The organism is Pseudomonas corrugata, assembly GCF_050920615.1.
Lineage (GTDB): Bacteria > Pseudomonadota > Gammaproteobacteria > Pseudomonadales > Pseudomonadaceae > Aquipseudomonas > Aquipseudomonas corrugata.
Genome location: NZ_CP130434.1, coordinates 542,320 through 557,445, shown reverse-complemented (window position 1 = coordinate 557,445; position 15,126 = coordinate 542,320). Strand labels below are relative to the sequence as shown.

15 protein-coding genes are annotated in these 15,126 nt (G+C 58.8%); 5 read left to right on the top strand and 10 right to left on the bottom strand.

The genetic code is table 11. The features are described from left to right. Positions 1-66 precede the first annotated feature (66 nt). The gene (locus QZH45_RS02405) at positions 67-993 is read left to right on the top strand and encodes a LysR family transcriptional regulator (RefSeq protein ID WP_024778015.1); all 927 of its coding nucleotides are present in this window, start codon (positions 67-69) and stop codon (positions 991-993) included. On the opposite strand, the gene QZH45_RS02400 is transcribed toward QZH45_RS02405, so the two are convergent. From QZH45_RS02400 to QZH45_RS02355, 10 genes are all read right to left on the bottom strand, one after another. Continuing rightward, on the bottom strand, positions 910-1,227 hold the full coding sequence (locus QZH45_RS02400; RefSeq protein ID WP_024778014.1) for an AzlD domain-containing protein: 318 nt from the start codon (positions 1,225-1,227) through the stop codon (positions 910-912). The genes QZH45_RS02405 and QZH45_RS02400 overlap by 84 nt on opposite strands. Then, entirely contained in the window at positions 1,206-1,919 is a 714-nt protein-coding gene (locus QZH45_RS02395; RefSeq protein ID WP_024778013.1) for an AzlC family ABC transporter permease, read from the bottom strand. The genes QZH45_RS02400 and QZH45_RS02395 overlap by 22 nt, the downstream gene beginning before the upstream one ends. Further along, positions 1,916-2,353, bottom strand: a complete 438-nt coding sequence (locus QZH45_RS02390) for a GNAT family N-acetyltransferase (RefSeq protein ID WP_173668673.1) — start codon at positions 2,351-2,353, stop codon at positions 1,916-1,918. The genes QZH45_RS02395 and QZH45_RS02390 overlap by 4 nt, the downstream gene beginning before the upstream one ends. Positions 2,354-2,366: 13 nt before the next feature. Continuing rightward, positions 2,367-3,113 (bottom strand): 2OG-Fe dioxygenase family protein, encoded by a 747-nt coding sequence (locus QZH45_RS02385; RefSeq protein ID WP_024778011.1) that lies wholly within the window; start codon positions 3,111-3,113, stop codon positions 2,367-2,369. Positions 3,114-3,343: 230 nt separating this feature from the next. Then, the gene (locus tag QZH45_RS02380) at positions 3,344-4,630 is read right to left on the bottom strand and encodes an OprD family porin (protein WP_024778010.1); all 1,287 of its coding nucleotides are present in this window, start codon (positions 4,628-4,630) and stop codon (positions 3,344-3,346) included. Between the two features lie 241 nt (positions 4,631-4,871). Beyond that, positions 4,872-5,546 carry a DsbA family protein gene (locus QZH45_RS02375; protein WP_024778009.1) on the bottom strand — a complete coding sequence of 225 codons (675 nt, stop codon included), beginning with the start codon at positions 5,544-5,546 and terminating at the stop codon, positions 4,872-4,874. A 225-nt stretch (positions 5,547-5,771) separates the two neighbouring features. After that, the gene (locus tag QZH45_RS02370) at positions 5,772-5,972 is read right to left on the bottom strand and encodes a hypothetical protein (protein ID WP_024778008.1); all 201 of its coding nucleotides are present in this window, start codon (positions 5,970-5,972) and stop codon (positions 5,772-5,774) included. Between the two features lie 244 nt (positions 5,973-6,216). Then, positions 6,217-7,323: an agmatine deiminase gene (gene aguA, locus QZH45_RS02365; protein WP_024778007.1), complete on the bottom strand. Its 1,107-nt coding sequence runs from the start codon at positions 7,321-7,323 to the stop codon at positions 6,217-6,219. Positions 7,324-7,326: 3 nt separating this feature from the next. Continuing rightward, entirely contained in the window at positions 7,327-8,205 is an 879-nt protein-coding gene (gene aguB / locus QZH45_RS02360) for an N-carbamoylputrescine amidase (protein ID WP_024778006.1), read from the bottom strand. Between the two features lie 263 nt (positions 8,206-8,468). Further along, positions 8,469-11,381 carry an aminotransferase gene (locus QZH45_RS02355; protein WP_055135834.1) on the bottom strand — a complete coding sequence of 971 codons (2,913 nt, stop codon included), beginning with the start codon at positions 11,379-11,381 and terminating at the stop codon, positions 8,469-8,471. 232 nt (positions 11,382-11,613) lie between these two features. On the opposite strand from QZH45_RS02355, the gene rfbB reads away from it, so the two are divergent. The 4 genes from rfbB to rfbD are packed head-to-tail and all read left to right on the top strand — an operon-like array spanning position 11,614 to position 14,988. Beyond that, positions 11,614-12,696, top strand: a complete 1,083-nt coding sequence (rfbB, locus tag QZH45_RS02350) for a dTDP-glucose 4,6-dehydratase (RefSeq protein WP_024778004.1) — start codon at positions 11,614-11,616, stop codon at positions 12,694-12,696. Then, positions 12,693-13,568, top strand: a complete 876-nt coding sequence (rfbA, locus tag QZH45_RS02345) for a glucose-1-phosphate thymidylyltransferase RfbA (RefSeq protein WP_024778003.1) — start codon at positions 12,693-12,695, stop codon at positions 13,566-13,568. The genes rfbB and rfbA overlap by 4 nt, the downstream gene beginning before the upstream one ends. Continuing rightward, on the top strand, positions 13,565-14,110 hold the full coding sequence (rfbC, locus tag QZH45_RS02340) for a dTDP-4-dehydrorhamnose 3,5-epimerase (protein ID WP_055135833.1): 546 nt from the start codon (positions 13,565-13,567) through the stop codon (positions 14,108-14,110). Before rfbA ends, rfbC begins: the two co-directional genes overlap by 4 nt. After that, the gene (gene rfbD / locus QZH45_RS02335) at positions 14,107-14,988 is read left to right on the top strand and encodes a dTDP-4-dehydrorhamnose reductase (RefSeq protein ID WP_055135832.1); all 882 of its coding nucleotides are present in this window, start codon (positions 14,107-14,109) and stop codon (positions 14,986-14,988) included. The genes rfbC and rfbD overlap by 4 nt, the downstream gene beginning before the upstream one ends. The last annotated feature ends 138 nt before the right edge of the window (positions 14,989-15,126 follow it).

Here is a 15,126-nt window from a genome sequence, read left to right as displayed (position 1 = left end):
TGCACTGCCTTACCCGGGCCAGGTGCACAACAATAGCGAGCCCACTTAAGCAGAGGGCATTACCTCATGGATAGCAGAACCCTACGCAACCTCATGCGCATTGTGCAGACCGGCTCGTTGTCGGCGGCGGCGGAACATTCGTGTCTCACGGTGCAGGCATTGGCGGCGCAGTTGAACAAGGTCGAGGAGCAATTCGGCTTCCGGTTGTTCAGACGTTCGAACAAGGGCCTGACGTTGACGAGCCAAGGTTCGGAACTGACCCCTTTCATGGATCAGGTGCTGGTGGCCACACGGCAGCTCGAAGAAAAAGTCACGGCGCTCAAGAGGCCCCGGCAACGCACACTGAAAATGGCGCTCAATACCACCCTGCCGGCGGAGTTCAACCGCCGGATGATTGATCGGTTGATCGCCGTTTTCCCCCAGTACCAGCTGGAATTCAGTTACGCCGAATCAATGGAGAACTTGAGCAAACTCAAGAATGAAGATTTTGACCTGGCCATCCTGATCGGCGCGCAACTGAGCGGTTTTTCCAGCATTACGATGCCTGATGTGCAGGTGCGGGTGGTGGGCGCTCATTGTGGCAATGAGGGCGATTCCCTCGGTTTGCTCGGAGACAGGTTTCAGGTACGTCCCGCGGAAGAGTGCCCGTACTCCCAAAGTTTCCTCCGTTTTCTCGATGCAGGGCTGAGCGAATACGACTCAAGTCAGCGGATGGTGTACTCCTGCAGTGAAACGCTGACGCTGTCGTTGATCACCCAACTCGATGGCCTGGGGCTGGTATCCCGGGATGCGGCACTGCGCAACGGCCTGACGATTTTCCCGGACTTCGAGGACTCTCTCGAGGTACGTCTGGTGGTGAACAATCCTGAATTGTCAGGTCAGGCACTGCACGATGTCGTGGACCTGGCGCTACAGGAACGAACCGAGCGCGATATACGCCGCCGTGCCCAGCGCCACACTGAGAAACAGGTTACGGCTGAAATACGCACATAGCAGCGTGGGAATCGCGGCGTAGAACTCCGGGCGGTCGAGTTGTATCTGCTGATCCTTGATCAACAACGGGGTGAGGCTGATGGCAGCGACGATCGCCACCGGCAGGTATTCCAGGGCACGGGCAACGAAAGGTGGCCAGTGTTCCGTGTTGATCTGCAACGGCAAGGCACGGGGCAGGAAAGTCACGGCCATCATCAGGACCACCACCATGATCAGGAACGTTTGGTCAGGCATACGCCCACCCCGCAGCCAACGAACGTGGCGATAAAAACGTTGAATGGCGACGTGCCCAACAGGCTCAACACGCCCATGCACACGACGGCCGCCAGGGCAGCAATCAGCTTGTTACGGGTATTGCACAGCGAAACCAGCACGTAGAGCATCATCGCGGTCAAGGCATAGTCGAGCTGATACTTGATCAAATGCGCCGCGTATTGCGCGCACACGGCGCCCAACAAGCCGCCGAGCACCCAGGAGGTATGGCAGAACAAGTTGAAGCCGATGAGATAGCGCACACTCACCGGCGCCCCGCTACCCAGCTTGACGCTGTGGAAAGCGAACGACTCGTCCGTAAGACCTGACGCATAGCACCAACGCTCGAAACGACTGAGCCCCAACGCACGCAAGGCCTTGGCCATGTAGACCGACATCAGCATATGTCGCGCATTGATCAGGAATGTAGTGAGCACGATGGTGGTCAGCGACGCCCCGCTGGAAATCAACGCCAGCGCCGCGAACTGCGAAGCGCCCGCGTAGACGAACAGGCACATCGCTACCGGCAACCACAAGGGGAGCCCGGCGTTGACCGCCATCAGACCGAACACAAACGAAACCGTAAAATAACCCGCTACCACCGGACTGGCTTCGGCGAAGGTACGCGAGGCTTGTGGTTCGACCACCAGCGGCTGGCTGGAAGTCTTGCTCATAGATCTCTCTCGAAAGTGATTTCACCCCGAGGTTCGCAGAACCCCTGGGCTGCCCAGAAACGCTTGCCGGCCAGGTTAGCATCATCGACGAAGAGGAACATGCGCAGCACGCCCACACGCTTCATGTCGGCGGAAGCCGCTTCCACCAGACGCTGGCCCAGGCCGCGGGTGCGATGCCTTGGGCTGACCGCCAGGTGGTTGATGGTGCCACGGGTACCGAGCATGCCGCCAATCACCGCACCCACCACGCAGCCACTGGCATCGATGGCCAGGTATGCCGTGGTGGTTTCCTGCAACAACACGCCCCGCAAGAACCGGGCATCCTGCCATTCGCAGAACGACACTTCGTCGAAACCGCGAAAGAACTGCTCCATTCGCTCGGCATCCCTGACCATCGCCCGGCGCAGCAGCACCTGAGGCTCCGGATCGTCCATGGGTACCAGCTGTTCAGCGAACAATGTCAAAAGCGGTCCCGGGCCGCGAGAAGGAAATCGCCAGGATCTGCCTGAACGCCATTTCATGGCTGTGGACGTTGCGGGCCGGGGTCACGTAATGACGCATGTCGCGATCGAGGAAGAACGTCGTATCGAGGATGTCCTCGTAGGTAACCGCCGCCAGCTGTTCTTCCTGGGCGGTATACAACCGGCTCTCCGCACCCGCCACATTGTGACGGCCCCAGAAGTGCACACCGCTGAACGGATACCCGTCGCAGTGAATTCCTTCAGGCGTGATTTCCAGTTGTTTGCCCGGCTTGATCTCGATGCGGATCTGATGGATCTGACATTGCCAGATTTCATCATGCAGTTCCTGCGGCAGGACGTTCTTGTATACCTCGAAGTCCGTGTCGATCAGGCTGCGCACCACCGGGGAATTGATCACTTCGTTGGAGAAATCCTGGAAGTGCCGTTCCAGTCCGCCGACGTAGCTGTTGTTGGCCTTGGACTGGATATAGGCCCGATGTTCGAGCTGCTTGAGCTCGCGGGTCTGGGGGTTGTATTCGAAGTCGCTGTAGCGGCGAAACCGCATGCCTGACTCGGCCTGGCCGTAATAACTGTCGGGCTCCATGTTATCCCAGCTCTTGGTCAGCCGGACAAAGTCGCCGAAATGACCGTAGAGATTGAAGTCTCCACCACGGACGTTAACGTATTTGTCACGTCGTAGCGCTTCGCCCACTTCCCTGTTCAGAACGATCATTTTTATTAGGTCTCCACTGCATTGAGCGGCCTAATCTAGTAGGTGCAGAATTTCCGTCCATGAAAAAGAATTTGAGTCATTTCAAGGCACGCTTGAAACGAAGCAGAAAGGCCATTAGTACGACTTTTTATCGGGAAAACAGTCGATTACGGCAATATTTATGCCGCTAAAAGCCAGAAACCCCCGAATTCGAATTCGAGGGTTTCTGGCTCAGATAACGCGATCAGACATCAGAAGACATTGATCGGGTAATCCACGAATACTCGCAGCTCGTTGCCGCTGACGTTGTACTCGCTGGATTTCTGCGAAACACGCAGGACCGAACTGCGCAGCCTCACGCTGAGATCCTTGGCCGGACCGTTCTGGACCACGTACTTGAGCTGGTTGAAGATCTCGCGCTCGGTGCCACCTTCGCTGGTGGAGGTAGTGATGTTATCGCCACGCACGTAAGCGACGTTATAGGTCAAACCAGGAACGCCGAACGCGGTGAAGTCCAGGCCGTAGCCCAGTTGCCAGCTGCGTTCGTCTTCCGCGTTGAAGTCGGACCAGTAGGAGTTGGCCAGGTAGATTGTGTTACCGCCGTCCCCCACCCGACTCTGTTCACGCTGATAGCCACCGTAGGCATAGCCCAGGTTGCTGTCGCCGGTGCTGCGCTGATGAGCGAGCGTGAAACTGTGCGGCCCGGTGGCGAAGGTGGCGGCCAGGCTCCAGATTTTGTTGTCGTCGCCCGTGACGCTGTTCTCCCGAACGTAGTCGTTGTCCAGTTTGGTGCGGTAGCCGTTGAAGTCCAGCGTCAAGGACTGATCCTTGGCCAACGGGAACACATAGTTGGCGTTGACATACTGTTTCTTCAGCACATCCTCGACATCCGAGGCGTAGAGCGAAGCCTTGAACTGTTCGGTGAACTGATAGCTGCCGCCCAATACGTTGATCGACTTCAGTCCACCGCTATCGCGACCTTCGGCGCTCTTGCGCGATTCGGCGGTGAAACGGCCGGCGTTCAGTTCCAGGCCCTTGATCTCTTTGGAGGTGATCAGGGTGCCGGTATAGCTTTCCGGCAACAAACGCGAGTTGTCGTAACTCAACACTGGCAAGGCCGGCATCTGGTCACCGTAGGCCAGCACTGTATTGGAGACGCGGAATTTCACCGCTGCGCCGAACCTGGACAGGTCATCCGCCGCATTACCGCTATCGCCTTGCTTGAAGAAGTCGATGCCGCCCGCACCGCTGCGGCCTTTGCCACCGTCCAGACGCAATGCGTACAGGCCGAAGGCGTCCACTCCCACACCGACGGTGCCTTGGGTGAAGCCGGACGAGAATGTACCGATGGCCGCCTGGCCCCATTCGGCCTTGTCCTGGTTGCCATCCTTGTAGTCACGGTTGATATAAGCGTTGCGCAACAGCACTTTCAGACTGCTGTCTTCAACGAAGCCCTTGGACTCGGATTGGTCGCTGGCCATGGCGTGTGTCGTGCTCAAAATCCCCAGTGCGATCAAACCGATGCGCGTGTTCAACATGATTGTTTTCCTTATATGGATTGATACGCACTGCGACCGGCAGCCGAAATGGCGCTTTTTCTGCGCTCTTTTTCGGACTCTTGCTCCTGAAATAATGAAAAGGCCCGCCCACGAGTGATCGTGTCGGGCCCTTTTATTATTTAAGAGTCATGGCTGTTAGCCACAGGCGTAGGCCGAATCCTAGCCGTGCCTTCAAGAATGTGTCAATTTCGTGAATCGTCTTTGATTAGGCAAAAAACGTCTAAGAACCCGAACATCCATCCAGACTACAGACCGGTGTAGGGGAAGAGACCTGTACCGGTAAAGACAGATTCAACCATTCGGCGAATGCCTCGGGCTTACCCAGCCAGGGGCCAATATCGACCCGCGAGAACAGACCCTCGTGCTCCAGCGCCAGGGTTGGAAAGCCTTGGCCACCGATTTTGGCCAGCAAGGCACGACTGGCCTTGATATGGGTTTCTACATCAACACCGGTGAACGCCAATTGGAATGCCTCGGCTTCAAGCCCGATGGTGCCGGCCAGTTCCAACAGCACCGTTTCATCGGCAATTCTCCGGCCTTCAACGTAGTGTGCGGTTTGCAAGCGCCCCAACAGGTCCAGCCCTTGGCCACCCAACTGTTCGGCAACGAGAATCGCCGCAATGGGTGGCGCCGAGTCGAACACCGCGTGCTCGTCCCGCAGCAGGCCCTCGAAATAGGCCTCACCAAACGGCTGGCCGGTATGTTCGGCGATCCGCCGGTCATGGGGCATCACGTAATTACGCAACTGGGGTGAGACCGGTTGGCGATTGGCACCGGTCATCATGCCGCCGCCATGGGCGATCACCGGCAGCACCGCACGGGCGGCCTGCACCAGTGGTTTGGCGCCGTAGCACCAACCGCAGAGCGGATCATAGATGTAATGAAGAGTGGTCATGGAAACTCCGCTAGCCGTCAGAACCGGATAACGGCAGCGTAGCCCCGAGAACCTCGCGGAAAAACATCGGAATGGCTTTCAGTTTGTTTCGTGAATCGGTCAAGTGCCGAGCCACCTGTGGGAGTGAGCCTGCTCGCTCCCACAGAGGCCTGCTTCAGCTTATAGCCTTCGCACACAAAAAAGCGCTGCCATCCCGGCCAGCGCTTTTATCAATCCGTCGAATTCTTATCCTTGCATGACATCCCACAACGCTTCCAGCTCCGCCTCGCTGAACAGCCCAGCGGGGTAGCGCTCCATGATCAGCCGACGCGGATCAGGCTCTCTGATCTGACGCGTTCCGTTGGACTTCAACCACTGCGCCAGGGCTTGAAGCGACTCACCATTAACGGCCAAGGGATGGGATGTGCGCTCGCTTATCATATTCATTCCAGCGCCTTCTCCTGGTTGATGAGCGGCCAATTTATCCAAGGTTTATTACAAAACAACTCAGCCCGTCTCTTTGGAACTGCCGGGATGCAGATACAAGAGCTATGCCAATGTATCCGGCACCGCCAATAAACAGGCGTAAAAATGCCCGCATCCCAATCGGGCTGCGGGCTCGCTTGAATGGATCCAAAAACGCCCATGCGGAACTGGCGTAGTCGATATCACTGGGCTGTTACGTCACCACTCATTTTGTGTACGGCGCCGGTTGCTGTTGAGTAAGACAATGGATATTCCCGCCCCCCAGTAACAGTTCGCGACCCGGAACCATGACCACTTCGTGCTGTGGGAACAGGTTCTGCAGAACTTCCCTGGCTGTGGCATCCAGCGGATCGTCGAAGCTTGGCGCAATGATGCCGCCGTTGACGATCAGGAAGTTGACGTAGGACCCGGCCAGTCGCACGCCCGGACTGCGCTCCTGAGAACCCTCCACGGCATCCACGCCCGCGCATTCCGCCTCGGTGGCATACAGCGGCCCCGGAATCGGCATTTTGTGCACCATGAACGCGCGCCCCTTGGCGTCGGTGCTGTTTTGCAACACATCCATCGCGGCGTGGCAGCGTGCGTAGTTCGGGTCCTGTGGATCGTCGGTCCAGGCAAGCAGAACTTCGCCAGGACGCACGTAGCAGCAGAAGTTATCCACATGGCCGTCGGTTTCATCGTTGAACAAACCGTCCGGCAGCCAGATGATCTTGTCCACCGCCAATTGGGCGCTGAGCACGGCCTCGATGTCCTCGCGACCCAAGTGCGGGTTACGGTTGCGATTGAGCAGGCATTCTTCGGTAGTGATCACGGTGCCTTCGCCATCGACGTGGATGGAACCGCCCTCAAGCACGAAGCCGTCAGTGCGATAACGCGAACTGCGTTCGATCTCAAGGATCTTGCTGGCCACTTGCGAATCCCGGTTCCATGGGGAGTACAGGCCGCCATCAAAACCGCCCCAGGCGTTGAAGTCCCAGTCGACCCCACGTACTTCGCCATTGTCATTGATGACGAACGTCGGGCCGGTGTCCCGGACCCAGGCGTCGTCGCTGGACATTTCCACCAGGCGGATATTCGGTACGTCGAGGCGCGCCCGGGCGTTCTCATATTGAGCAGCTGAAACCGCCACGGTCACTGGTTCGAAACGAGCTATGGCCTTGGCGACCGCTGCGTGGGCAGCCTGCGCGGGCTTGCCACCCAGGCGCCAGTTATCCGGGCGCTCGGGCCAGATCATCCAGACCTGGGTCTGGGTTGCCCACTCGGCAGGCATGTAAAAGCCATCCGCGCGGGGAGTGCTGTGCAACGTTGTCATGAATCAGGACTCCAGTGAGCCATCAAGGGTTTTGATCGGTCCGTAAAGGTTCGGACGGCGATCCCGAAAAATGCCCCAGGCACTGCGAATGCGCTCCAACTCGTCGAGATCGAAGCTGTGTACCAATACACCTTCTTCGGTTTCGTTCAGCTCCTGGACTTTTTCGCCAAACTGATTGGCGATGAACGATGAGCCGTAAAAGGTGATGTCGTAACCGTCCTGCTCCTCGTTGCCAATGCGGTTGCTGGCCACCAGCGGCATCAGGTTGGCGCCGGCATGGCCTTGTTGCACACGTTGCCAGTGGTCACGGGACGCAATGCTCTTGTCGTGGGGCTCGCTGCCGATGGCGGTCGGATAGAACAGTATTTCCGCACCCTGCAACGCCATGCTGCGGGCACATTCGGGAAACCACTGGTCCCAGCAGATGCCCACGCCAATCTTCGCATAACGGGTATTCCAGACCTTGAAGCCGGTATCCCCCGGGTTGAAGTAATACTTCTCATGGTAGCCGGGACCGTCCGGAATGTGACTCTTGCGGTACACACCCAGGTTCCGTCCATCGGCGTCGATGATTGCAATGCTGTTGAAACGCGCACGTCCGGCCAGTTCGAAGAAGCTGATCGGCAGCACAACCTGCAGCTCTTTCGCCAGCTTCTGGAAATGCTTGATGGCTACGTTTTCTTCAACCGGGGTCGCCAGCAGCAGATAGTCCGGGTTCGTCTTCTGGCAAAAATACGGGGTCTCGAACAGTTCCTGGATCAGGATGATCTGGGCGCCCTTGGCTGCTGCTTCGCGAACCCGATTTTCAGCGGTCTCGATGTTGGCTTCAAGGTCCCAGGAACAGGCCATCTGGGTGGCGGCGACGGTAACGATACGGCTCATGAATCATCTCCGGGCGATGTGCAGCGGATGACAAAGAGGATAACGGCGGACAGGAAGCGACCATGGCTTCGGCACGAAGACTTTATAGCCGATAAAAATCGAACTTAAAAGCTTAGAAAATATAAAGACGAAAAAAAATCGCGATTATCGCCGATAAAAATCGGAAAATACTCGCGATCAGTCTGGAGGAGCTAGCCTGCTTGCGATGCGACTTTCCATCCGGCATCGCGAGCAGGCTCCTGCTTTGGAGCATCAGCCTCGGTTCAGAGTCCTTCGTCCAGGACCTTCTCCAACATATCGACGAAGAAATCCACACTCTGACGGGTCGTGACCATCGGTGGCTTGATCTTGAGGATGTTCAGGTAGTCACCGGTGGGTTGCATGAAGATACCCAGCTCCCGAAGGCGATTGCACAGCGTCGCGGTTTCTTCGGTCGCGGGCTCCAGGGTTTCGCGGTTGCGGATCAGTTCCAGGCCCAGATAGAACCCCGAACCATGCACTGCGCCAACCAATGGGTACCGGTCTGTCAGGGCTTGCAGACGAGCCTTGAAGTGACCGCCCACCACCCTGGCGTTCTCCCAAAGCCCTTCTTCCTCCATGACATCAAGGACGGCTATGCCGATCTGGCAACTGACAGGGCTGCCGCCGGACGACGAAAAGAAATAACCCTCGGCTTCCAACGCCTCGGCGATTTCCCGGCGAGTGATGACCGCGCCCAGCGGCTGGCCATTTCCCATGCCCTTGGCCATGGTAATGATATCCGGCACCACGCCCTGCTCTTCGAACCCCCAGAAAAACTCGCCCATGCGTCCATAGCCGACCTGCACTTCATCGGCGATGCACACGCCGCCCCGTTCGCGCACCAGCCCATAGACCTGTTTCAAATAGCCAGGTGGCAGCGCGATACCGCCGGCATTGCCGTACACCGGTTCGCAGATGAAACCGGCGAGTTGGCGTTTTTGCTCGGCAATTTTTGCCAGGTTGTGTTCGACACTGCGCACGTAGTCCGGCGCACTGTCGGGGCCACGGAACTCACCACGATAGGTATTGGGAGCGGTTACCGGGTGCACCCAGTCCGGACGACTGCTCAGGGCCTTGGGGTTGTCGGCGATGGACGTCGAGACCGCATCCGCCGCCACCGACCAGCCATGGTAGGCCTCCAGCACGCTGAGCATGTCCCGTCCGCCGCTGTAGGCCCAGGCCAGGCGGATCGCCAGGTCGTTGGCCTCGGTGCCGCTGTTGACCAGAAACACCCGATCCATGTTTGACGGTGCCAGTGACAACAACCGTTCGGAAAATTCGGCAATCGCCGCGTAGTGGAAACGGGAGTTGGTATTGAGCAGCGACCACTGCCGGGCGGCCACAGCCGCCATGCGTGGATGACCATGCCCTAACACCGCGACATTATTGAGCATGTCGAGGTAGGAACGCCCCTGCATGTCGATCAGGTGGTTGCGCCAGCCACGCTCGATGCGCGGCGGGTCAACGTAGTAGTGTTTCTGGGTGCGGGCGAAGCTAGCATCGCGGCGGGCCAGCAATGCCTTGGCGTCCACTTCCTCCTCTGCATCGCAAGCCAGCCCGAGCAATACCGCCGGTGAAGGGCACAACGCCTGCCAGGCCGGAGCTGCGGACGGTGTGCAGAACAACGGTGGGTTCAAATGCGCGCCCCGACATAACTGAACCCGCAATGGGCCAGCCACTTCGCCCAATACCTGTCCCTTGACCAGCGCGGCCCCGGCATGCAGCGGCGACGACACCCCCCACAGGCGTATGCTCAACTGCGAACTGTCCAGTTGCAGCACGCCGTCGGCGGTCGTGTGCAACACCCCGGCGAACGGCGACTCGAGCGGCGTGCCATGAGGTACATGCAGCTCCACGTGCAACGGGCAGGTATCAGGCTCCACGGCACTGTCCGGTCGGGTGCGCGACAACCGGTACTGGCCGTAACGGCTGGCGGCCAAACCGTGAACGGTGGCGGCTTCGCTCAACAGCCGCTGATCAATACCCGGCTGCTCCCAATTGCCAGCCTCGAAATGCGGACTCAGGACACCCAGGTCAATCAGTGCGAACTCACGGCCCACCAGGGTCGGCAACAGGGGTACAAAACCTTCACTGACAATCGGTGGCAGACTCTGGCCAACGGCGCTCAGGATTGCCGCCTCCATCAGTTCGAACGGCACCGAGTGGGCAACCCGGAAAATTTCCCATTCATGCTCCAGATTGGCGCGGCTGTAAGCGTTGTCCGGGTCGATTGAAGCCTGTTGTTCGCCACTGAGCACCAGCACGGCGGCACGCGTCACAATCAGCGGCCAGAGCGCCAGCAGTTCTTCACGTTGCAACGGGTTTGTCGCGTGATAAGCCTGGACCGCCGGCAGGATGAAGAGCGGATCGCCATTGGCGTGATGCAACAACGCCGCGCAAGTCACCGACAGCTCGGTGATGCGCCAGGTGCGAACCAGGTCACCAAAGTCGATGACGCCTTGCAACTGCCATTGGCGCTGGGCATCACGCTGCCAGACAACATTGTCGTCCGTCAGGTCCATGTGGATCGCTTGCACCGGCAGGTTGGCCTTGAGCGGATGCAGGCGTCGCTCGGCCTGTTGCGCAACCTCGGCAATCAGGTCGCGCCGTTGATCGTCCTGAATAACCGGCAGCAAATGGTCGATCAGCGCATTGGCATGGCGGGCATCCCATTGCAGGGTGCGCTCCAGACCCGGATGGTCGAACCCGGCCAAGGCCAGATCGACTTCGGCACACAAGCGTCCCAGACCGCTCACCAGCTCCAGCCCCAGATGCTTGAGTTGGGTCAGGGGCTGGCCGTCGATGTACTCCAACAGCCGGACGTGAACCACCTGTCCGCCGACGTCGAGCGTCAACAGGTCTTGGCCGTTATCGGCCACGATCACCCGCGGCACTTTTACCGTGGCGTGAAGGGCCAGTTGCCTGAGGGCAGCATGTTGGGCCTGGAGCTCTTGGACAGCGTAGTCACCATGGCAAATTTTCAACACAAATCGCCCGCGCTCACTGTCGACGCGGTAGTTGAGATCCTGCTGGCTGCCAAGGGGTCGCAGATCACCGCTGAGTCCGTAGTTCAAGCGCAGCAGCACCAACGCCTGCTCGGCGCTGATCTGTGGGCTTGGCAAACTGGCACGGTGAACCAACGTAGCGAGCGGCATACAACGACCCCTGATGTGGTTTTTATTGAACACCTATCACGCCACTGAGTCGGAGAATAAGCAACCCCTCTTTGTTGGAAGAGGGGGCCCCGCACGTCTTCTTGCAGACTGACGGATGCTTTTGACCTCCAGATTCGGGGACACCGCCCAAAATATCCCACTTGCACCACCATCCGCATGTCGACAATCTATGCTCCATGCTTTGTCGTCTCATGGAAAAAGGCTTAACCGGATGCGCATTCTCATCACTGGCGGCGCCGGCTTCATCGGCTCGGCCCTCGTACGGCATTTGATCCTTGATACCGAACACCAGATCCTGAACCTCGATAAGCTGACATACGCTGGCAATCTCGAATCGCTGAGCAGCGTCGATCACAACAGTCGTTATGAGTTCGTACAGGCCGATATCGTCGATCAACCCACGGTCAGCGCGGTGCTGGCGCGGTTCAAGCCCGATGCGATCATGCATCTGGCAGCGGAGTCCCATGTGGACCGTTCCATTGATGGCCCGGCTGACTTTATCCAGACCAATATCGTGGGCACCTACAGCCTTCTGGAAGCTACCCGCGCCTATTGGCAGGCCCTGCCTGAAACCCAGAAACAGGCGTTTCGTTTCCACCATATCTCCACCGACGAAGTATACGGTGACCTGCACGGCGCAGATGACCTGTTCACTGAAACCACCCCGTATGCACCCAGCTCCCCTTATTCCGCCAGCAAGGCTGCGTCAGACCATCTGGTCCGTGCCTGGCAGCGCACTTACGGCTTACCCGTGCTGCTGACCAACTGCTCAAACAACTATGGACCGTTCCACTTCCCTGAAAAGCTGATTCCGCTGGTGATCCTCAACGCCTTGGGCGGGAAGCCATTGCCGGTCTACGGCGACGGGCAACAAGTGCGGGACTGGCTGTATGTCGAAGACCATGCCCGGGCGCTGCTGAAAGTCGTCACCGAAGGCGTGGTCGGCGAGACCTACAATATTGGCGGCCACAATGAGCAGAAGAACATCGACGTCGTACGCAGTATCTGCGCGCTGCTCGAAGAACTGGCACCCGGCAAGCCCGAAGGGATCGTGCGCTATGTCGACCTGATCACCTTCGTCAGGGACCGCCCCGGCCATGACCTGCGCTACGCCATCGATGCCGGCAAGATCGAACGGGAGCTTGGCTGGACGCCCAGGGAAACCTTCGACACGGGCCTGCGCAAAACCGTGCAATGGTACCTTGAGAACCTCCCATGGTGCCGGCGTGTCCAGGACGGCAGCTATCAGGGCGAACGCCTCGGCTCGCTCGACGAAAAGGAATCGATTGCATGATCAAAGGCATTGTTCTGGCCGGTGGCTCCGGCACGCGGCTGCACCCGATTACCCTCGGGGTTTCCAAGCAACTGCTGCCGATTTACGACAAACCGATGATCTACTACCCGATCTCGGTACTGATGCTTGCGGGCATCAAGGATATCCTGGTGATCTCCACCCCACAGGATCTACCGCAATATCGCAACCTGCTGGGCAGTGGCAGCCAATTCGGAGTTCAGATCAGTTACGCCGAACAGCCCTCACCCGATGGCCTGGCCCAGGCATTCCTGATCGGCGAACAGTTCATTGGCAGCGATCCGGTGTGCCTGATCCTGGGTGACAACATCTTCCATGGACAGCACTTCGGCGAACAATTGCAGACCGCTGTCAATCGGCAGCAAGGTGCGACCGTATTCGGCTACTGGGTCAAGGATCCGGAGCGTTTTGGCGTGATCGACTTCGACGCTGAAGGCCACGCCCTTTCCATTGAAGAAAAACCCGCCGAGCCCAAATCCAGCTATGCGGTCACTGGCTTGTATTTCTACGATAACGACGTCATCCAGATCGCCAAGGCGATAAAGCCCTCCAAACGCGGCGAACTGGAAATCACCGACGTCAACAACGCCTATCTGCGACGCGGCGACCTGCATGTCGAGCGATTCGGTCGTGGCTTTGCCTGGCTGGACACCGGCACTCACGACAGCCTGCTGGAAGCTTCGCAATATGTGCAGACCATCGAACATCGCCAAGGCCTGAAAGTGGCATGCCTGGAAGAAATTGCGTACCAACAGGGCTGGGTCAGCCGCGAGCACATTCTTGAGCGCGCCGAGTACTTCGGCAAGACCGGCTACGGACAGTATCTGTTCAAGGTCGCCGGAGAATCACGTTGAACGTCATCGCTACCCGATTGCCGGACGTCCTTGTCATCGAGCCGAAAGTCTTCGGTGACGACCGCGGCTTTTTCTACGAAAGTTTCAATGCCCGGGCGTTCGCCGAGGCCACTGGCTGCGACCTGCAGTTCGTCCAGGACAACCATTCACGCTCGACCAAGGGTGTGCTGCGCGGCCTGCATTATCAGATCGAGCAGGCCCAGGGAAAGCTCGTGCGTGTCATCGCTGGCGAAGTCCTGGACGTTGCTGTGGACATTCGCCGCAGCTCGCCCACTTTCGGTCAGTGGACGAGCGCGCATCTGTCGGCGCAAAACCAGCGGCAGCTGTGGATTCCGCCAGGCTTCGCCCACGGTTTTATGGTACTGAGCGAGTCAGCGGATTTTCTCTACAAAACCACGGACTACTATGCGCCTTCGGCCGAACGCTGCATCCGCTGGGACGATCCGGACCTGGCTATCGACTGGGAGCTGGAGGGTGCACCCACCCTGTCGCCCAAGGACCAGAACGGCAAGTTTTTGTGTGAGGCCGATCTGTTCCCATGAGTGAGTCCTTGCGAATCCTGATCATCGGCAAGAACGGCCAGGTGTCCCGGGCACTCCAATCGCGACTGGCCGACACCGGCGAGCTGATTGTGCGCGGCAGCGATCAGTTGGACCTGGCATGTCCGGATCAACTACGCCCTCGCATTGTCGCCCTGCAGCCCGACCTGATCATCAACGCCGCCGCCCACACCGCCGTCGACCAGGCCGAGAGCGAGCCGGAACTGGCCTTTGCCATCAACGCCACCGCACCGGGGATCCTGGCCCTCGCAGCAAACGAGTTGGGCGCCCCACTGATCCACTACTCCACCGATTATGTCTTCGATGGCCGCAAACCGGCGCCCTACACCGAGGACGACATACCCAACCCGCTAAGCGTCTATGGACGCAGCAAACTGGCTGGCGAGGATGCCATTCGCCAGGCGGGTGGCCAGCACCTGATATTGCGCACCAGTTGGGTGTACTCGACCGAAGGCCGCAACTTTCTCCTGACCATGCAGCGTCTGCTCCAGGAAAAACCACACCTGCGAGTGGTAGCCGACCAGATCGGAGCACCGACCTGGGCTGGAACCATCGCCGACAGTACCGCCAGGCTCATCGAGCATTGGCAGGCCGGTCGTTGCGGCACCTGGGGCACCTATCACCTGACGGCTCAGGGCGAGACATCCTGGTTCGGTTTTGCCCAGGCCATCGGTGAACGGTTGATCGAACAGCACAAGCCTTGTTCGGTGCTCGAAGCCATCCCCTCCAGCGCTTACCCGACGCCGGCCCCGCGGCCGCTGAACTCGCGCCTGGATTGCACACGTCTGCTGCTGGAATGGGGAGTGAGCCAGCCAGACTGGCGAAGCGCGTTACAGCAGTGTCTTGCCGAGCGACACTAGTGTCCGGTCTCGGAAATAAGCTGTTCATTTTTGGCGGCGTCTTGGGTGCCCGGCCGGCGTTGCCACTCCTCGCCATAGCCCTGCTATGACTCGTCGCGGCGCCTTGGCCGAACACCCAAGCCACTCGCCAAAAAAGAA

Coding starts and splice junctions, on each gene's coding strand:
- aguA (WP_024778007.1), bottom strand. CDS start 7,323: ATGACAACGTTGCACAGCACTCCCCGCGCGGATGGCTTTTACATGCCT.
- QZH45_RS02375 (WP_024778009.1), bottom strand. CDS start 5,546: ATGACCACTCTTCATTACATCTATGATCCGCTCTGCGGTTGGTGCTAC.
- QZH45_RS02380 (WP_024778010.1), bottom strand. CDS start 4,630: ATGTTGAACACGCGCATCGGTTTGATCGCACTGGGGATTTTGAGCACG.
- aguB (WP_024778006.1), bottom strand. CDS start 8,205: ATGAGCCGTATCGTTACCGTCGCCGCCACCCAGATGGCCTGTTCCTGG.
- QZH45_RS02355 (WP_055135834.1), bottom strand. CDS start 11,381: ATGCCGCTCGCTACGTTGGTTCACCGTGCCAGTTTGCCAAGCCCACAG.
- QZH45_RS02395 (WP_024778013.1), bottom strand. CDS start 1,919: ATGAGCAAGACTTCCAGCCAGCCGCTGGTGGTCGAACCACAAGCCTCG.
- rfbB (WP_024778004.1), top strand. CDS start 11,614: ATGCGCATTCTCATCACTGGCGGCGCCGGCTTCATCGGCTCGGCCCTC.
- QZH45_RS02405 (WP_024778015.1), top strand. CDS start 67: ATGGATAGCAGAACCCTACGCAACCTCATGCGCATTGTGCAGACCGGC.
- QZH45_RS02385 (WP_024778011.1), bottom strand. CDS start 3,113: ATGATCGTTCTGAACAGGGAAGTGGGCGAAGCGCTACGACGTGACAAA.
- QZH45_RS02400 (WP_024778014.1), bottom strand. CDS start 1,227: ATGCCTGACCAAACGTTCCTGATCATGGTGGTGGTCCTGATGATGGCC.
- rfbA (WP_024778003.1), top strand. CDS start 12,693: ATGATCAAAGGCATTGTTCTGGCCGGTGGCTCCGGCACGCGGCTGCAC.
- rfbD (WP_055135832.1), top strand. CDS start 14,107: ATGAGTGAGTCCTTGCGAATCCTGATCATCGGCAAGAACGGCCAGGTG.
- QZH45_RS02370 (WP_024778008.1), bottom strand. CDS start 5,972: ATGAATATGATAAGCGAGCGCACATCCCATCCCTTGGCCGTTAATGGT.
- QZH45_RS02390 (WP_173668673.1), bottom strand. CDS start 2,353: ATGGACGATCCGGAGCCTCAGGTGCTGCTGCGCCGGGCGATGGTCAGG.